This window comes from Candidatus Lernaella stagnicola (assembly GCA_030765525.1).
Lineage (GTDB): Bacteria > Lernaellota > Lernaellaia > Lernaellales > Lernaellaceae > Lernaella > Lernaella stagnicola.
Genome location: JAVCCK010000010.1, coordinates 180,426 through 196,196, shown reverse-complemented (window position 1 = coordinate 196,196; position 15,771 = coordinate 180,426). Strand labels below are relative to the sequence as shown.

Here is a 15,771-nt window from a genome sequence, read left to right as displayed (position 1 = left end):
ACGGTAGCGGGCCGGGCGGAGCTTGGCAAGCTTGGCGCGTTAGGACGGCCCGTTGTTCAAGTGGTGGTCGAAAAACTCAATCGCCGGTTTGGGTCCGTCGGGAAAGCCGTAAGGTTGCGCCAAAAGCGGCACGCGGGAGGTGCGCGGATCGGCCAGGTAATCCGCGAGCGGGCTCAACGCGGGCGTCAAGGTGTCGAGGTAAAGCCCGTCGGGGTTGCGGTTGAGGTAGGGCCCGCTTCGATCCGATACTGCGGCGCGGAATCCGAAATCGTCGGCGTGCATCAAAGCGTTGACCAGCATCGCGCCGCTGGAATGGCCCAACAATCCGAGGCGGGTTTCGTCCACGAAATCCAGCCCCGCCAGCACGCGGCGCACCAGTGCCAGTTCATAGGTCCGGACCGCCAAAAACGAATATCCCGCCGTGAGAAAACGCTCGGTGATCTCGTGCTCTACAGTGACCGCGTCGCCGGTGATGCAGCGGCTTGTAGGCGAAGCGAACACGTATCCGGCGGCGACGAAATTCTCCGCGTTGCGTCGCTCCAGGGCGACCTCGGCGTTCTCGCCGTGACCGTGCAGTGCAACAACGGCCGGTAGCCGCCCCGTTCGCTCGGGGACCCAAACCGCCAGGCGAAACACCCCGACCAGTTCGTCGTGTACAAGAATTCCGAGTAGGCGACCCGAACCGCGCGGTTGGTTGTGGCAAACGCGGGCGAACACCAAGCGCTCACGGGCGGGCCACGCGGCAACGCCGGTCCGCTCCAAGATCATCCGGCGGGCGGCGGCGGCATCGGCCGGTTTTTGCGGCGCTCCTTGTTCGGCGGCGGCAATTTCCTCCCGCAGTTGTTCGGCCGATTTCGGTCGCGCGGCGCGGGCGATTTCCGGATGGTCTACCATGGGTTCGTACGCGCAGCGGCAGCTTTTGTCCCAGATCGAATCGCGCCACAAGCGGTCGTCGAGCGCCGTTTCCCAGGCCACGCAATGGCGGTTCGGACACCGCTGCGACCAGTCGCGTTCGGGCGGGCGATAGCGCGAACAATCGGGCGGTGGAGCCGGCGTGTCGGGCGTTTGCATTATCGGTTCGGCGGGTGGTTCGTGCGTGAGTACGTGAAGCAAAACTAGGCCTGCGACGGCAACGAGGAAAACAGTCAGCAAGGCTTTTTTCAATGCGCAGACTCCGCCCGGGTGTGTCAGGCATTATGGGAAACGCCATGAGCTTCGGTCAATGACGGGGCGCTGGTTGTTCGTCTTCGGCAAACCGTCGTAAGATATGCGGCCGAAACGGGGGCGAAGCTTGTACGGAACCGACATCAAGAGAAAACCTTTCTGGTGGCTGGCGGCGGCGATACTGCTGGCGGCGGCGGTCCTGCGCCTGTACAACCTGGGCGGGCCGGAACTCTGGATGGACGAGCAAAGCGGTTATTGGACTGCGGGCAATTCGTACGAGCGCATTGTCGAAATGAAGTGGGAGCGCCGGTCGAGCGAACAGCCGGATCCACCGCTTTCGGCCTTACTGGCCGGCATGTTGCTGGTTGGCGTTCACGATGATGACCCCTCGGGCAAAGCCACTTCGTCGCGTTTTCGTTTTCGTTTAACGGCCGCCTTGGCGGGGTGGTTGGCGGTGGTCGCGGCGGCGCTCATCGCCTTACGCCTGGCCGATCGACGCACGGCTCTGCTGACCGCGGCGTTTTTGGGATTGTTTTTCTACGGCGTGTACTACAGCCGCGAGGGACGCCCTTACGCGCTGATTCTGCTATTCGCGACGCTGGCTGCGGGCGCGGTGGCCGAGTTAGCGCGGCACCCGAAACGCTGGTGGCCGGCCGGACTTCTCGGCGTATCGCTGGCCGGGGCGGCTTACAGTCATTACTTCGCCGGTTTTCTGTATTTCGTGGCGGCCGGTTGGATCGCGGCTTTCTTGTTGTTGCCCGGCGCGCTGGAGGCGGGCGAGCGGCGACCCTTCTTTTGGCGAGCGGGGGCGGGATTTCTGCTGGGCTGCGCGCTTTACGCTCCCTGGATGCCGGTATTCGTGTGGGTTGTCGAACAGCACTTCGACGCCGGCGACTTGTACGGCTATTCCGGCACATCCCCGGCGATGGGCCTGCGCACCGGTACATTTTGGTTCGACTTGCTCGGACGTTGGACCGTAGGCGTCGGGCGCGGCGTGCTGGGTTTGGAATTGGCGATCATCGGCGCTCTGGTGGCGTGGCGGCGCTTCCGGCCCGCGGCGGCGCTGTTGTTGCCATGGCTGCTTTTGCCGTGGCTGGTGTGGCCGTGGCTGCCGGGCAGCGGGCAAATGCATTTCCGGTATTTGATATTCACCTACCCGGCGTATTGCATGTTGATGGCCATGGGTCTTGTCGCGGCCGTTGGTTGGCTGCAGGAACACAACTTGCTTTCGGTCAAACGATGGGTCGCGCCGACCGTGCTGGTCCTCATCGTTTTCCTTCTGCTGGTGCGAAGCTTTTGGTATTTGCCCGAACCGATTTTGAACAGCGCGAAGTGTATCGGCGACCCGCCGTATCCGGAATCCTGCCAAATCTTTATTGAGTAGCTTCCACTCGCTTGGCGATGCGCTCGGCCAACGCCCGCGCCACTCTTTCGTGACCGCCGGGCTTGAGGTGCGAACCGTCGACAAAGATGCTGTCTTCCTGCCGCAGCACGGGCTGGGGGTCGACCACGTCGCGCATATCGAGCAGGCAGGCGTTCATTTCGCGAGCCACGAGCGGAAAGTTTTCGCGGTACGGCCGCAACCCTTCCTCGGGGTATTTGCGCAATTCATCCACATCGCGCGGCAACAGCAGCAGGCAGATATCCCACCCCTGCCGCCGCGAAAAGGTCACCATGGCGCGCAGGTTCTCGGCCTGATCCTCCACCGACACCCGCCGCAAGACCGCCTCGGGATCGTTGGGATTGCCCATGATCGTCCATGAGATGGCCTTGTCGCGGGGAATGGGTTTGCCGGATTCGACGACCGTTTCGGCCCGTTGAAACAGGGCGCTGAAGCGGCCGGCGCGCCGCCACCACGGGTCGTAACGGTAACCCTCTTCGGAAAAGCGGCGCAGCAAATCTCGGTCGGTCCAGCGCAAGGTCATGGTGTCCGAACCCAGACCCGCCGGCAGGACGAGATCGGGCTGAAAGCGCCGACCGCTGTCTTCCAGCAGCATGCGCATTTGCGTCGAGCTGTATCCCGGCATGGCGGCGTTAACCACATCGACGGGACGATCGAGGCGCTCGCGCAAAAGGGCGGCGGCGCGTAAAAAACATGGCGGCGATTGTATGTTATTTGGCGTGGAAACTCGATTGTTTTCGGCGAAAAATGACGCACCGGCCAACTTGCGCGGGGGGCCGTTTGGCGTTAGTGTCTGCTTCGCCTGATGCGGCATTTAATGTGTGGTTAAGCGCGGCGCATACAGCCGCGTTTTGGGGGAATAATCAAACCATAAGGAGTAGCTGCCATGACGACCAAAAATCGCAGTTGGGCGGAACCTTGGAAAATCAAGGTGGTCGAGCCGATCAAGATGACGACTCGCGAACATCGTGAACAGTGCATCCAGGAAGCAGGTTTCAATACCTTCTTGCTTCGTAGCGAAGACGTCTATATCGACCTGCTGACCGATTCGGGTACTTCAGCCATGAGCGATTGGCAGTGGGCCGGGATGATGGTCGGCGATGAATCCTACGCGGGCAGCAAAAACTTCTACAACATGGTGGAGACGATCCAAGAGATCTACGGCTACAAGCACGTCGTGCCCACGCACCAGGGCCGCGGCGCCGAGCACATCATGTCGCAGTGCCTTATCAAAAAGGGCGACACCGTGCCGGGCAACATGTACTTCACCACGACCAAGGTGCACCAGGAACTGGCGGGCGGCACGTTCGTGGACGTGATCGTCGACGAAGCCCACGATCCGGAAAGCGATTTCCCCTTCAAGGGCAACATCGACCTGGACAAACTCAAGTACTGGATCGATAAAGTCGGCGCCGACAAAATCCCCTACATCAGCTTCGAAGGCTGCGTGAACATGGCCGGCGGCCAGCCGGTGAGCATGCAAAATTTCCGCGAGGTGTACGAGCTGTGCCAAAAGTACGGCATCAAAATCATGTTCGACGCCACGCGCATGGTGGAGAACGCCTACTTCATCCAACAGCGCGAAGCGGGTTACGCCGAAAAGAGCGTCGCCGAGATCCTCCGGGAAGCCTGCGGCTACTCCGACGGCTGCACGATGTCTTCCAAGAAAGACCACCTGGTCAATATCGGCGGCTTCCTGGCGATGAACGATCCGGACTTCTTCGACCAGGCCCGCAACATGGTCGTGATTTACGAGGGTCTGCATACCTACGGCGGCATGGCCGGGCGCGACATGGAAGCGCTGGCCCGCGGCATTCGCGAAGCCGTGCATGACGACCACATCCGCGCGCGTGTGGGGCAGGTCGAGTACCTGGGCCACAAGCTGCAAGACGCGGGCGTCCCGATTGTCGTGCCCATCGGCGGCCACGCGATCTTCCTGGACGCCAAGCGCTTCTACGATCACATTCCGCAGGATCAATTCCCGGCTCAGACGCTGGCCTCGGATTTGTACATCGAGTCCGGCGTGCGCGCCATGGAGCGCGGCGTGGTGTCGGCGGGTCGCAATCCGGAAACCGGCGACCACAACTACCCGAAACTCGAGTTGGTGCGCCTGACGATCCCGCGGCGCGTCTACACCCAGGCGCACATGGACGTTACCGCCGAGGCAATCCGCGAGGTGTACGAAAAACGCGCCCAGGCCACCGGCCTGAAGATCGTCTACGAACCGAAACTGCTCCGCTTCTTCCAAGCGAGGTTTGAGCGGCTGTAGGGGTTGCCGGCTGCTGGCCGGCCCCGTCGATGGAGGAGGAACCCGTGGCTGATCACGTCTGCCCCTGGTGGATCGGGTACTTTCTGCTAAGCCCGTTGCGGAAGTTGATCGAAGATCCGAAAGAAAATCTCGGCCCACACGTACGCGAGAAAATGACCGTGCTCGACTTCGGCTGCGCGATGGGCTTTTTTACCCTGCCGCTGGCCGAATTGGTCGGGCCGGAGGGCAAGGTCGTCGCGCTGGATCTGCAGGAGCGCATGATCGCAACGCTGCAACGCCGCGCCCGCAAAGCCGGGCTGGAAAGCCGCATCGAAACCGTCGTGGCCGCCAGCGCCGGCGAGCTCAACCGCCCCGGCGAATTCGATTTCATCCTCACCGCGCACGTGATCCACGAAGTACCCGATCAACGGATCTTGTTTCAAGAATTGTTCGACCTGTTGAGGCCCGGCGGCCGCTTGCTGGCCATCGAACCCAAGGGGCATGTGTCGGCGGCGGATTTCGACGAGTCGCTGAAACTGGCCGAGGACGCCGGTTTCGCCGTGATCGATCGGTCGACACCGAAACGTGGGCGGTTGGCGTTGCTGGAAAGACCCGCCTGACCGAAGCGCTTACTCGGCGAGCAGTTTTTCGAGAACGGCCGTGGCCTCGCCCGGCGAGGCGTGGCGCAGGGTGCGGATCATGATGATCGGGTCGCCCGCCGCGTCGATTTCGTGGATCAAGCGGGCGGCCAATTCCACCTCGTCTTTTTCGCCGCGCAACACCAGCGAAGCGCTGCGCGGTTCGACCGCCACGATCACGCCGCCGGCGGCCTGGCGCGAGCGAATCTTCCCATCTTCCACTTTGTAGCGGCCGAACAGGACGCCGACGACATCGGCGGTGTCGTTCAAGTCGGCGTGCTTGACGCGCACGATTTGGATGTTGTCGCGCTTGTCGGGCACATCGAGCTTGCCGAGCACTTCGCGCACCTTCTCCACGTTCGCCGCGGAGGCGACCACCACGAGGCGCCCTTGCGCGGGCAGGGGAATCACGCGGCCGTCTTTGCCGACCAGCGGAGCGAGTTTCATGGCGATTTCGGCCGGGTTGGCGTTGTTAAGTTCGAAGAGCGCCGTGACCATGCCGTCGTCGTCGCGCTTTTCCTCGCCCGCCATGATGACCGGTCCGCTTTCGCCGGCGAGGTCTTTTTGCGGCACGATGCGCACGACGCGGTCATGCACGACCACGCCCCAACCCGCTTGGGCCAGGGCGGAGAGGTAGAGTTCCCACAATTCGTCGGGCTTCAGTTCCGGCTTGGCGATTTCGAGGCGCACGGAACCGGAAAAATCGGGGCCGTAAAGAATTGTGCGGCCGGTGGTTTGCGCCACCAGGCTCGTTAGTTCCTTTAAATCGTACGTGCCCGAAGCGATTTCCACCCCGTCGGCGGCTACGGCGACGACGGCCAGGACGGCAAGCAAAAGGCAGGCGACGGCGGTTCTCATCGTGACCGGCTCTTAGCGAAGGGGTAGATACGCAGGCGCACTCCGAACAGTGCGGAGTAGACGTCCAGGTCGAGTTTGTCGTTGACCACGTCGCGCATCGGGTCGGCGCAGGCGTCGAATTTTCGCTGATCGCTTTCGAGGGTGTACTGCGCGTAGTAGACGCGCATCCACCAACCCAGGCGGGCGTTGGGGCTGGCCATCAATTCCCCGCCCAGGCCCAGATGCATGGAAAATCCGGGGATCGTCGAGTCGCCCAGGAAATCGCGGGACATGCAGGCCCGGCCCGACGGGGCGCGGTAATCCAGTTTGCCCCGCGCGAGAAAGCGGGCGCCCACGCCGAGGCCGGCTTCGAGGGTCGTGAAGCCGAAATCCATGATATCGGCATACAGTTCCGGACCGACTTCCAGCGACGTAAACACGCCGTCGGCGATGTGGCCGTAGGGGAGGTCGAAATTGGCCAGGTGAACGTTGTAGGCCGCGCGCATCGAGCCTTGCCAGCCGCCCCAATCGTAGCCGAGCGAGAAGCTGGGGTAGACGATCCAGTTCCAGTCGCCGGTGTGCACGTTGAGGGTTTCTTGTCCTCCGGCCGGGTCGCTCAACCGCCGGATCTGCCCTTTATCGGTGACGAAGGTCGACATCATGAAGGCGGGACCCAGAAACAGGCCGTCGGTGGAATTCTCAGGTTGTGTGGGGATGGACTCCTCGTCGGCCGCCGCGGCAAACGGGACCGCGAGCCACGTCAGTAGCCCCACCCAAACGAATAGAAAAAGAGTTCGCTTCATGACTTCGATATCGCCCCAGCGCGTTCGTGAAAAAACTCTGTTCCCCGCGGTGCGGGCTTCGCGCTCCGCCGGTTTGGGGAGTGTAGCAAAAGCGCTTGGCAAACGATACCGCCGCCGCCGTCCCAGCATTACAGACACGGCAGCGGGTAAAGAGTTTATTTTTGGCGGTATTTGCGCTACAAGTGGGCCGCCAATTCATCCACAATGGGCCGGAATGAAGCAAAAAATCCTCTTTTGGGCGGCGTTGTCAGCCGCCACCGCGTTGACCGCGATTATCCTCGCGCCAATCCAAGCTATGCCCTTCGGCCGCGACCAGGCTTTGCTGGCCGTGGGCGGCGAATTGGGCGGCGTGCTGCCGACCCTTCACGAGTTTTGGCACGACCGCGCGCCGGGGGCATTTGTTTGGATGCGTGCCGCGCTGGCGCTGGGCGGAGAAACGGAAGGCGGGGCGCGGACGGTCGAGTGGGCGTGGATGGTCGTCACGTGTCTGGCGCTTTGGTTGACGGCGTTCCGTTGGACGCGGGGCAGCCTTTGGGCTGCGAGTCTGGCGTGTCTGCTGCTGGCGATTCGCTACGTCGCGGGCGGTTTTCTGGAGACCCTGGTTCCAGCCGGCCTGGCGCTGCTGCCGCTTCTGCTCGCCCTGGCGCTGTGGGGACCGGTCGGCGAACGCCGTTCGGCGGGGCGTTTGCTGGCGGCAGGCGGCTTATTGGGCGTAGCGGCGCTTTTCGCGAGTGTTTCGCTGTGGGTGGCGGTGGCTTTGTTGGTGGCCGAACTCCTGTCGGGTGAACGTGGCGAGACCTTCGTGCGGGCCAATCGTAGCGCGTTGTTGGCGGCTATCGGGGCCCTCGGTTTGCCGCTGCTTTATTTCCTGTGGACGTTGGCGACCGTCGAGGGCTACCTGGTGTGGCAGGCCTTTGACGCCGACTTTCAAGCCTTCGGCACGCAGCCGCCATATTTCGCCGTCGATATCATCGTGGCTGTGGTTGCCGCGGCGATCGCGTTACGTAATGAGGCACTGCGCCCCACGGCGGCTCCGCTGGCATTGGCGCTGTTCATGCTGTGGCTGGCGGCAGGGATTTTTGCCGCGCCGAGCGATCGCGTGCTGCTGTTCGGTCCGTTGGCCCTGACCGGAGCCTGGCTGGTGACGGCCGGCGTGCGTTGGACGGCCAGGCAGGGGCTGCCGCGGTGGATCGGCGCGTCGGCCCTGGTGGCGTTTTCCGCCGCGCTCGTGCTGGGTGGCCCGTGGCTCGACGCTTATCGCCAGTGGAATACATTCGCTCATTACTTGCGCGGCGAGGACGTCGTGGCCTACAGCGGCCGATTCAACCATGCCCCGTCCGATTTCAGCTATCGCGCGACACGGGAAATCGCCGTTGAATTGAAGCGCCGCGCGCGACCCGGCGAGCGGTTACTGGTGTGGGGGGCCGAGCCGGGATTGTATCGTTACAGTGGCTTGCCGCCGGCGACGCGATTTCTCACCCATGCGCCGATTTTGACGGCCGACGATCCGGTGCCGTTACAGCAGGAAGTACTCGACGAGTTTTCCATTCGGCAGCCGGAGTGGATCGTCGTGCGGCACGGCGATCAACACCTGCCGTTTTTTCACGGTCGGCGCGACAGCCGCGAAGCCCTAAAGGACGTGCCGCCCTTGCACGACACCATCGCCGCTCAGTACACGGTCGTGGAAGATCGCTTCGGGTTCGCGATTCATCAGTTTACCCACCAGGGCGCCCGTGTTCCGGAACGACCTGGGCCGCCGCCGATCCCTCTGCCGACACAACCCTAGCCGACCGAGCTAGCGGGACTCTTCACTTTCCTGGGCGAGTTTATGCACCGCGCGAGCGAGACGCAGGGCCGGGTTATAGTTGGCACAGACCTGAAAAATTCGTTCGAGCTTCGCCACGCCGCCGGGGACGTCCTCACCGTTGAAATGGGCCAGCGCCTGGTTGAGCAGAATGCCGGGGTGATCCGCGTATTTCACGAGAATGCTTTGGTAATGCTGGTCGGCCTCTTGATACTTACCGTCACTGGCCAGGCGGTTGGCCTTGCACAAGTTTTCATACTTGGCGTCACGGCCCTGCATGGCTTTGATTTTGATCCAAATCGCCGAGGGAATACCCAGAATGAACAGCACGTTTAGCAGCATGGCTTTGACGAATGCCTTGTGCGCGCAGTTGGGGCACAAGTAGCGTTTCTTGTGCGAGAAACCATAAAACAACAGCAGGAAGTAAAAGTTGAAGATCGTGTACGATTTGTTTTGGCTGTACATGCCGCACTCATCGCACGCGTAGTATTCATCGGGATCATCGACCGGCTGCCGGCTGTAATCCAGCAGCGTGTCGCAATAGCGGCAGTGGATGTAGTTGGTGCGGTCCAGGTTCGACAGGTTGATCGTCGCGTCGCAAACCGGGCATTTTTCGACGCGGAACTTGTCCGCCTCGCCGTTTTTTTCCAGTTCGACACGAACCCGTTTGGCGTCGTGCACGGAGCTGACGCGATCGATTTGACGTTCGAGCCGCCGGGTTTCGGCCGCGCCCATCTTCAGCACCAGGGACCCTTCTTCGCTTAATTTTTTGAGCAGCTTTTTCTCGAAGCCGCCGAAGTTGTACAACGTGAGCACCATCAAATCGTCGCGACGTTCAGTGTCGGCGATATTCGCCAAGCGGATTTCATGACCGTCCAGAATCAGGCGCTCATCGTCGATTTCGCCCTTTTTCGCCATGATAGACCGCGCGGCGCCGTTGCTGATAAAGCGAAACTTGAAGGAATGGAGTTGTTCAGTTTGTTGCATCGCATCCTCCCCTGATTGTGTATGAATAGCGACAAATATACTTGCACGACCGGGCAGCGTCCAGATTGTTCCGAATATTTTCGATTTTGGTAGTGACCGCGCCTACTTGGAGTTAGTGCGTAATCTACGGCGGTCCGAGCCGCGGCGCCTGTCGGGTTTGGTCGAATCCCACTCTTTTTCTTCTTCGTAGGGGATCATCCACTGTGTTTGGTGGCTTTTGCGGAAATACAGATTGAGATGGTCAACGATTACGCCGCGCGAAGTGCCGAGGGTGCGAGTGAAGCGGTAGCGCGACTCGGAACCCACTTTAATGCGGCCGCGCAGCAGGTCGAAGATTTCATCGACATCCAGTTCGCGGCCGAAACTGAGATACGCGGCGCCGATTTCGCTTTTCCGGTGGGCGTCGCTGCCGGCGCTGACGGCTTTGTCGAGGATTTCGCTGAGCATGAAGGCTTTGAAGTTGCGCCCGTCGGACATGTGGCTGTTGATCACCTCGATCAAATCGATGTGTTCCATGAATTCCGGGGTCATCATTTTCTGCTTGCGGCCGCGGTTGTAGTTGAAGTTTTTCCAGCCCGGCGCAAAGGGGTGGGGCAGGCACACGACCGCGCCGCTCTCCTTCGCGGCCGGAATCAGCAATTCAAACGAACGGTTGAGCTTGGCGTAGAAACGGCTCTTCTTATACGGTTCGACGTGCCGGATGAAATACTCTTCCAGTTGCTCGGGCCGGCGGAAATACAGGAGGAACTCGATACGCTCCGCGCTGCCGATCTCAATGGCCGGAATCGAGACGAGGTCTTCGACCTGCCACAGCGCGATCGCGCCGCGGATCTCGTTGTGGTCGCAAATTGCCAAACCCAGGTTGCGCGACCGGGCCACATCCACCGCTTCGGCCACCGTTGTTTGACCATCGGAATAATCGGTGTGGATATGCGGGTCCATCGCCGCCACGCGCGGTGTCGCGCGAACTTTGGTGGGAGATGGTTTGTCGTCGCTACGCATGAGTCATCTACTTCCGTATGGATTGATATCGGCGCCAACCGCTAAGACCGGGAGCGAAAAGACGTACGTTTTTATACCCGATCATCCGCAGGCGGTCGGCCACATGGTAGGGGCGGGAATCCCACGCGCCGGCACCGAACACTACGATCCGGGCCCGCCGATCCGGCGGTAATTCCGCCGCGCCGGGCTTGACCTGATCGGGCAACAACGGCGTGGCTCTCCCGATGGTTTCGGCGCGCACTTCCTCCGGCGAGCGGGCATCGACCAGGCGCGCCGGCGACGGCTTGGCCGGCAGTGCGGCCAGTTCGGCGGCGTCGATTCGCGGGAGCGCCTCGTGACGTTTGCGAATCAGGCGTTGCCCGCGCTTGATCCACCCGTTTACCCCTTCTTCGTAGACGTATACGTGCTCGTAACCCATATCCAACAATCGCTGCGTCACGTAATCGCTGATCCCGCAGTGGTCGTCGCCACAATACACGATGATCGGTCTCGTGCGGTCCTCCGGCAGACCGGCGATAGGTTCCTGACGATCAAACAAGTAGCCCGGGAAATTCACCGCCCCCGGCAGATGGCCATAGCGGTAACTCTCACGAGAGCGGCCGTCGATCAGCAACACCAGCCGGTCGGAGTCCACCAGCGCCGTGTAGCCGGAGAAGTCGATAACCGGCGCACGATTTTCCGCAGCGGCGGCGGCCAGCGCGGCGGCCAAGGCTACCAGGAAGAAGATCCATCGTGTTTTTCCGGGCAAAAAACCCCCTTTGTGTTCCGGGCACGCTTAACATGCGCGTTGCGTAGCGGGTTGACAAGGAGCGGAACGGGCCTTTATATTTGCGGCCCTTTTTAGAAGACTGTAATGGGTCAAGGAGTCGTTATGGACAAGAAAACCCTGATTAAGATGACCGTGCCGAAGCTGCGTGAGGAAGCCCTGAAGATCGAAGGCCTCGCCGGCGTTCACGCCATGAGCAAGGACGAGTTGCTTGCCGTGCTTTTCGAGCATTTCAATATTCCGATTGAGAAGAAGAAAAAGCGCGACGTGTCGGCAATCAAGAAGAAGGTCAAGGAGCTGCAGGCGAAGAAAGCCGAGGCGCACACCGCAGGCGACGAGAAGCAGGCGAAAGTTCTGCAGAAGCGGATTCACGATCTGAAGCGGCAGACGCGTTAGTTTCGCACTCCGACACCGACGTATTTAAGTGAAAAAAGGAGAGGGCGGGTTGCCCTCTCCTTTCGTGTTTAATCGCTAAACAGTGGTTCAGCTACACCCGCCGCTGTCGTTGTCGTCATCGTTGTCATCGTCGTCATCGTCGCCGGCGGTGTCATCATCATCATTGTTGTCGTCGTCGTTGTCATCGTCATTGTCATCATTATCGTCATCGTCGTCGCCGGTCGTGTCATCATCGCCGGTGGTGTCGTCATCGCCGGTCGTGTCGTCATCACCGGTCGTGTCGTCGTCACCCGTGGTGTCGTCGTCATCGTTGTCGTCGTTGTCATCGTTATCGTCGTTGTCGTCGTTGTCGTCGTTATCGTCGTTGTCGTCGTTATCATCGTCATCGTCGACGGCGCCGCCGCCGTAGCCCAGGACTTCGATATCGTCGATGGCCCACCACCAGTCGTACTCGCCGTGGTAGTGGAAGTTAAGGCGTACGTCGTCTTGATCGTCGGCCCACGTGCTGAGGTCGACTTCCGAGATTTCCTCGGTGTCGCCCAGGTAATTGGCGACTAACTGCCAGTCGCCGCCGTCGATGCTGATCTCGACTTTGCAAAATTGCTCGCCCATGTGCTCGAGGAAGTTAGCGAAGCGCAGGAACACATCGTTGTATCCCGCCGTCGAGAAGCTCGGGCTGATCAACTGCTCTTCCATCGCCGGATGCGGCCACGATGTTTCGTCGGAATCGGCGACCATGAACACGCCGGTCAATACACTCGAACTGCGGCCGCCGGGGTTGGTGGTGGTCCACGTGTCGCCGCTGCCGCCGCCGTCGATGATCTCCCAATCGGCCACGGCGTCGGATTCCCAATCTTCAAAGAAGATGCGGTTGGGGCCGACCGGCAGGCCGGTAACCTGCACCGTGTTGGCGTCCTGATTGTCCAGGCCATCGGTGGCGCGCACCACGTAGTAGTACTCCTGATTGTTGGTCAGGTCGGTGTCGGTGTATTCGAGATCCGTCGTTTGCGCTGCGGGCGTCGTGTAATTGAACGTACCGGTTTCGGACCGATAAATCTGGTAGGTAACCGGGCCGTGCGGTTCGGTCGCCGCATTCCACGACAACACCACCGTGCGATCTAAGCCCTCGGCGTCCTGCACGCCGGCGAACGAGGGCGGGCTGAGGTCGACGTCGATGTAATTGTACTTGTCTTCCGGGCCCGAGCCGTTGTCGGCATCGTGATAAAGCACCGAGACCGTGTTGCCCGCGGCGATCTGGACGAGGCCGTCGGCTTTGGCGGACACTTTCGCCGTTACGATGGACCCGGAGAAAGCGCCGGTATCCGGAGCGACTTCGCTGAGGGTCACGGTTTCGCCACCCGGTTCCGATTCGCTCGATACGTTCACGGTCATCGTGCCGCCACCGCTCAAGTCGGCGTCGGCCACGGTGATGTTGATCGTATAGCCGTCGCCGACCAAGTCGGGACCGCAGGTCAAGACGCCATCCGAACTGGCGGTGGTGACCAGCACTTCTTCTTGGTAGGGGCGCAAGTCGTGGCCGGTGACCGTCAGCAGGTAGTCGCCGGGCTGATCAACCGCGTCGAAAGCGAGCGTTACTTGCCCAGAGCCGTCCGTGCGACCGGCGGCGAAGAACGCGCTGTCTTTACTCAAAGAGACCAGGGCGCCTTCTTCCGGCCCTTTGTCGCTGGAGATGGTGGCCATGTAATTGGAGGAACCGAAGAACAACACGCCCGCGTGCACCACCGACAAGTCGGCCGGGACGCCGGTCCATAGGTCGACGGAGGCGTCGCCCATGATGTTGTATTTTTCGAAATACTCCTGCGACAGTCCGCCGCCGCTGTAGTGCTCGTAAACTTTGGTCAGGCCGTACACCGTGAACTCGCCGAAGGTAGTGAAGTTGTGTGGCAGCTCCGTGCCGTGAATACCGTCGGAGTAGCTGCGTTCGAGAATGTCGTCTTCGTCCCATTGAGTGTAGGTGGACGCGCCCCAGAACATCACGGCGCCATGATCATCGCGCACCCAGGTTTCGGCGAAACACTCTTCGAGATGATACGAACTGGTCAGGCACGCGTGGCTGGCCACGTACGGGTAGACCGTGTTGGTCAGATCATTTTTCACGTTTCCGTCGTCCATGGGCGGACCGTCGGCCCAACCGGTTTCGTAACCGTGGCCGGAGTAGATCAGGTAGTTCAACTCGGCGTTGATGTCGTTGATTACTTCCTGCGTGGTCGCGCCGCTGTAATTCCAGCGCCGCTGCGTCGTGAAGCCCAGACCGTCGAGATAGGTGCCGATCCAGTAGTTGTGCGTACCTTCGGAGATGTTGTGGTTATCCTGCGAGGCCATGAAGGTGGCATCCAGGAAATCCTGATTGGTCGGCCAGTCGGCCCATTCGTAGGCCAGGGTCTTGTTTACCATGTTGGCCAGATGGGTCGCCTCGCGGGCCGGGAAACGGGCCACGAACATTTCCGGGAAGTAATCGTCGCCTTCGACAGTCACGTAGTACAAGTCGGTGACTTCGACGACCGTGAAGTAAGGAATGGTATCGGTGTCGCCCACCAGCAGCACGAACGCCGGCGGGATTTCCCACGTGTTGTAAGCGTCGGCAATGTAGTCGGCGATGTCGGTGGTCGTCGTGCCGGTATCGTTGGTGGAGACGATCGTGACATCGTAGCCCTTCTGGGCTTTCCACGCCGCCAGATCGAGCAGGTCGGCGTTGTCCACGAAGGCCGGGGCGGTGATCATCAAATACCCGCCGGGCACCGGAATTTCCGGCACGTCTTCAGCGACCGCGGCTTGTTTCATCGCCTCATGATTAAGGAAAAGACCGCCGGCCAGCGCGTCGAAGTGCGGCTGCGCGTAGGCGGGATCGGTCATGGTGCCGGCGGCGGCGGCCGAAACTTCGAACTGCACCCGCAGCACGAGGCGCTCGGCGACTTTCAAAGTGTTGGCGACCGCGTTGTACTGCACCGGGGCGATACGCACCGGTACGAAGCGCATGCCGCGAAACACGCCCGCGTCGCCCAGTTCAGTCGGCGGCGCAACGAAGCGATCCGCCGCGTAGGCGGCCGCGTCCATCTGGAAAGGCGCGTTTTCCCTGGCGCCGGGCATCTTGTCGATGGGCGCCTGGGTCGGCCACAGCGGATAGCCGCCGAAATCGTTCAGGTCAATCGTGCGGTAGGAAGTGGAAAGCATGCGCAGGCTAACGCCGCCCTGTGCGGGCACGCGCACGAAGCGGGTGATCACCGGCAGTTCGGGGGCGCCGATTTGCGGCAGGACGCCGGCATCCGGCAGGCTTAAACGGAGAAAGCGTTCGCCGTCGTTGTTTTTCATCGGCTCCAATTGCAGAGAACCGAGTTCCACCGACAATGTCACGTGCGCGGCGTCGGCTTCGATCACGTTAAGCTGTAGGGGTGCTGAGCCGCCGAGGTCAATTTGTGCGGCGCCGACCGGCGCTACAAGCAAGAGCGCCAGGGCGCAACCCAAGACCAGATATGTGGGGTGTTTCATCTGCGATTCATCCTTTCAGCTTCGAACCGGATCCAATTTTTGCCGAGCCGACCACTTTTCCCATTTTGCACCAAAAAACCGGAGCATAATACGCCCATCACCGACTACACGCAAGGAGATTAGTGGGGTTTCAGCGCGGCCTCGGCTTGTTGCGAAACAGAAGCGATTGGCGCCGCTTCGTCGCAAGTGCAATTAATAATTGGAGAAATGCTTGACA

General features: G+C 61.1%; 13 protein-coding genes. 5 read left to right on the top strand and 8 right to left on the bottom strand.

The window, feature by feature from the left end; translation table 11 throughout:
• Positions 1 to 39: 39 nt before the first annotated feature.
• Complete coding sequence (locus P9L99_05170; protein ID MDP8222731.1) at positions 40 to 1,164, bottom strand: hypothetical protein; 1,125 nt, start codon at positions 1,162 to 1,164, stop codon at positions 40 to 42.
• 127 nt (positions 1,165 to 1,291) lie between these two features.
• Between P9L99_05170 and P9L99_05165 the strand changes: the two genes are divergently transcribed.
• Positions 1,292 to 2,548 (top strand): glycosyltransferase family 39 protein, encoded by a 1,257-nt coding sequence (locus P9L99_05165; GenBank protein MDP8222730.1) that lies wholly within the window; start codon positions 1,292 to 1,294, stop codon positions 2,546 to 2,548.
• Here the strand turns inward: P9L99_05165 and P9L99_05160 are convergent.
• A complete protein-coding gene (locus tag P9L99_05160; GenBank protein MDP8222729.1) occupies positions 2,538 to 3,236 on the bottom strand; it encodes an SGNH/GDSL hydrolase family protein in 699 nt (232 codons plus the stop codon). The genes P9L99_05165 and P9L99_05160 overlap by 11 nt on opposite strands.
• A gap of 216 nt (positions 3,237 to 3,452) precedes the next feature.
• Here P9L99_05160 and P9L99_05155 point away from each other — a divergent pair, with 216 nt between their 5' ends.
• Entirely contained in the window at positions 3,453 to 4,835 is a 1,383-nt protein-coding gene (locus tag P9L99_05155; GenBank protein MDP8222728.1) for a tyrosine phenol-lyase, read from the top strand.
• A gap of 44 nt (positions 4,836 to 4,879) precedes the next feature.
• Positions 4,880 to 5,434, top strand: coding sequence for a class I SAM-dependent methyltransferase (locus P9L99_05150; protein MDP8222727.1), 555 nt, complete (start codon positions 4,880 to 4,882; stop codon positions 5,432 to 5,434).
• Positions 5,435 to 5,443: 9 nt separating this feature from the next.
• On the opposite strand, the gene P9L99_05145 is transcribed toward P9L99_05150, so the two are convergent.
• The gene (locus tag P9L99_05145) at positions 5,444 to 6,310 is read right to left on the bottom strand and encodes a secretin N-terminal domain-containing protein (protein ID MDP8222726.1); all 867 of its coding nucleotides are present in this window, start codon (positions 6,308 to 6,310) and stop codon (positions 5,444 to 5,446) included.
• Positions 6,307 to 7,092 carry a hypothetical protein gene (locus P9L99_05140; protein MDP8222725.1) on the bottom strand — a complete coding sequence of 262 codons (786 nt, stop codon included), beginning with the start codon at positions 7,090 to 7,092 and terminating at the stop codon, positions 6,307 to 6,309. The genes P9L99_05145 and P9L99_05140 overlap by 4 nt, the downstream gene beginning before the upstream one ends.
• Before the next feature lie 214 nt (positions 7,093 to 7,306).
• On the opposite strand from P9L99_05140, the gene P9L99_05135 reads away from it, so the two are divergent.
• Entirely contained in the window at positions 7,307 to 8,878 is a 1,572-nt protein-coding gene (locus P9L99_05135; GenBank protein MDP8222724.1) for a hypothetical protein, read from the top strand.
• 9 nt (positions 8,879 to 8,887) lie between these two features.
• On the opposite strand, the gene P9L99_05130 is transcribed toward P9L99_05135, so the two are convergent.
• The 3 genes from P9L99_05130 to P9L99_05120 all read right to left on the bottom strand — a co-directional run bounded on the left by P9L99_05130 (position 8,888) and on the right by P9L99_05120 (position 11,633).
• Entirely contained in the window at positions 8,888 to 9,883 is a 996-nt protein-coding gene (locus P9L99_05130) for a hypothetical protein (GenBank protein ID MDP8222723.1), read from the bottom strand.
• Between the two features lie 102 nt (positions 9,884 to 9,985).
• Positions 9,986 to 10,885 (bottom strand): PHP-associated domain-containing protein, encoded by a 900-nt coding sequence (locus tag P9L99_05125; GenBank protein MDP8222722.1) that lies wholly within the window; start codon positions 10,883 to 10,885, stop codon positions 9,986 to 9,988.
• 7 nt (positions 10,886 to 10,892) lie between these two features.
• Positions 10,893 to 11,633: a rhodanese-like domain-containing protein gene (locus tag P9L99_05120; protein MDP8222721.1), complete on the bottom strand. Its 741-nt coding sequence runs from the start codon at positions 11,631 to 11,633 to the stop codon at positions 10,893 to 10,895.
• Positions 11,634 to 11,756: 123 nt separating this feature from the next.
• On the opposite strand from P9L99_05120, the gene P9L99_05115 reads away from it, so the two are divergent.
• Complete coding sequence (locus P9L99_05115; GenBank protein MDP8222720.1) at positions 11,757 to 12,047, top strand: hypothetical protein; 291 nt, start codon at positions 11,757 to 11,759, stop codon at positions 12,045 to 12,047.
• Positions 12,048 to 12,134: 87 nt separating this feature from the next.
• On the opposite strand, the gene P9L99_05110 is transcribed toward P9L99_05115, so the two are convergent.
• Positions 12,135 to 15,554 (bottom strand): C25 family cysteine peptidase, encoded by a 3,420-nt coding sequence (locus P9L99_05110; protein MDP8222719.1) that lies wholly within the window; start codon positions 15,552 to 15,554, stop codon positions 12,135 to 12,137.
• Between the last annotated feature and the right edge of the window lie 217 nt (positions 15,555 to 15,771).

Coding starts and splice junctions, on each gene's coding strand:
- P9L99_05130 (MDP8222723.1), bottom strand. CDS start 9,883: ATGCAACAAACTGAACAACTCCATTCCTTCAAGTTTCGCTTTATCAGC.
- P9L99_05125 (MDP8222722.1), bottom strand. CDS start 10,885: ATGCGTAGCGACGACAAACCATCTCCCACCAAAGTTCGCGCGACACCG.
- P9L99_05135 (MDP8222724.1), top strand. CDS start 7,307: ATGAAGCAAAAAATCCTCTTTTGGGCGGCGTTGTCAGCCGCCACCGCG.
- P9L99_05140 (MDP8222725.1), bottom strand. CDS start 7,092: ATGAAGCGAACTCTTTTTCTATTCGTTTGGGTGGGGCTACTGACGTGG.
- P9L99_05115 (MDP8222720.1), top strand. CDS start 11,757: ATGGACAAGAAAACCCTGATTAAGATGACCGTGCCGAAGCTGCGTGAG.
- P9L99_05145 (MDP8222726.1), bottom strand. CDS start 6,310: ATGAGAACCGCCGTCGCCTGCCTTTTGCTTGCCGTCCTGGCCGTCGTC.
- P9L99_05155 (MDP8222728.1), top strand. CDS start 3,453: ATGACGACCAAAAATCGCAGTTGGGCGGAACCTTGGAAAATCAAGGTG.
- P9L99_05110 (MDP8222719.1), bottom strand. CDS start 15,554: ATGAAACACCCCACATATCTGGTCTTGGGTTGCGCCCTGGCGCTCTTG.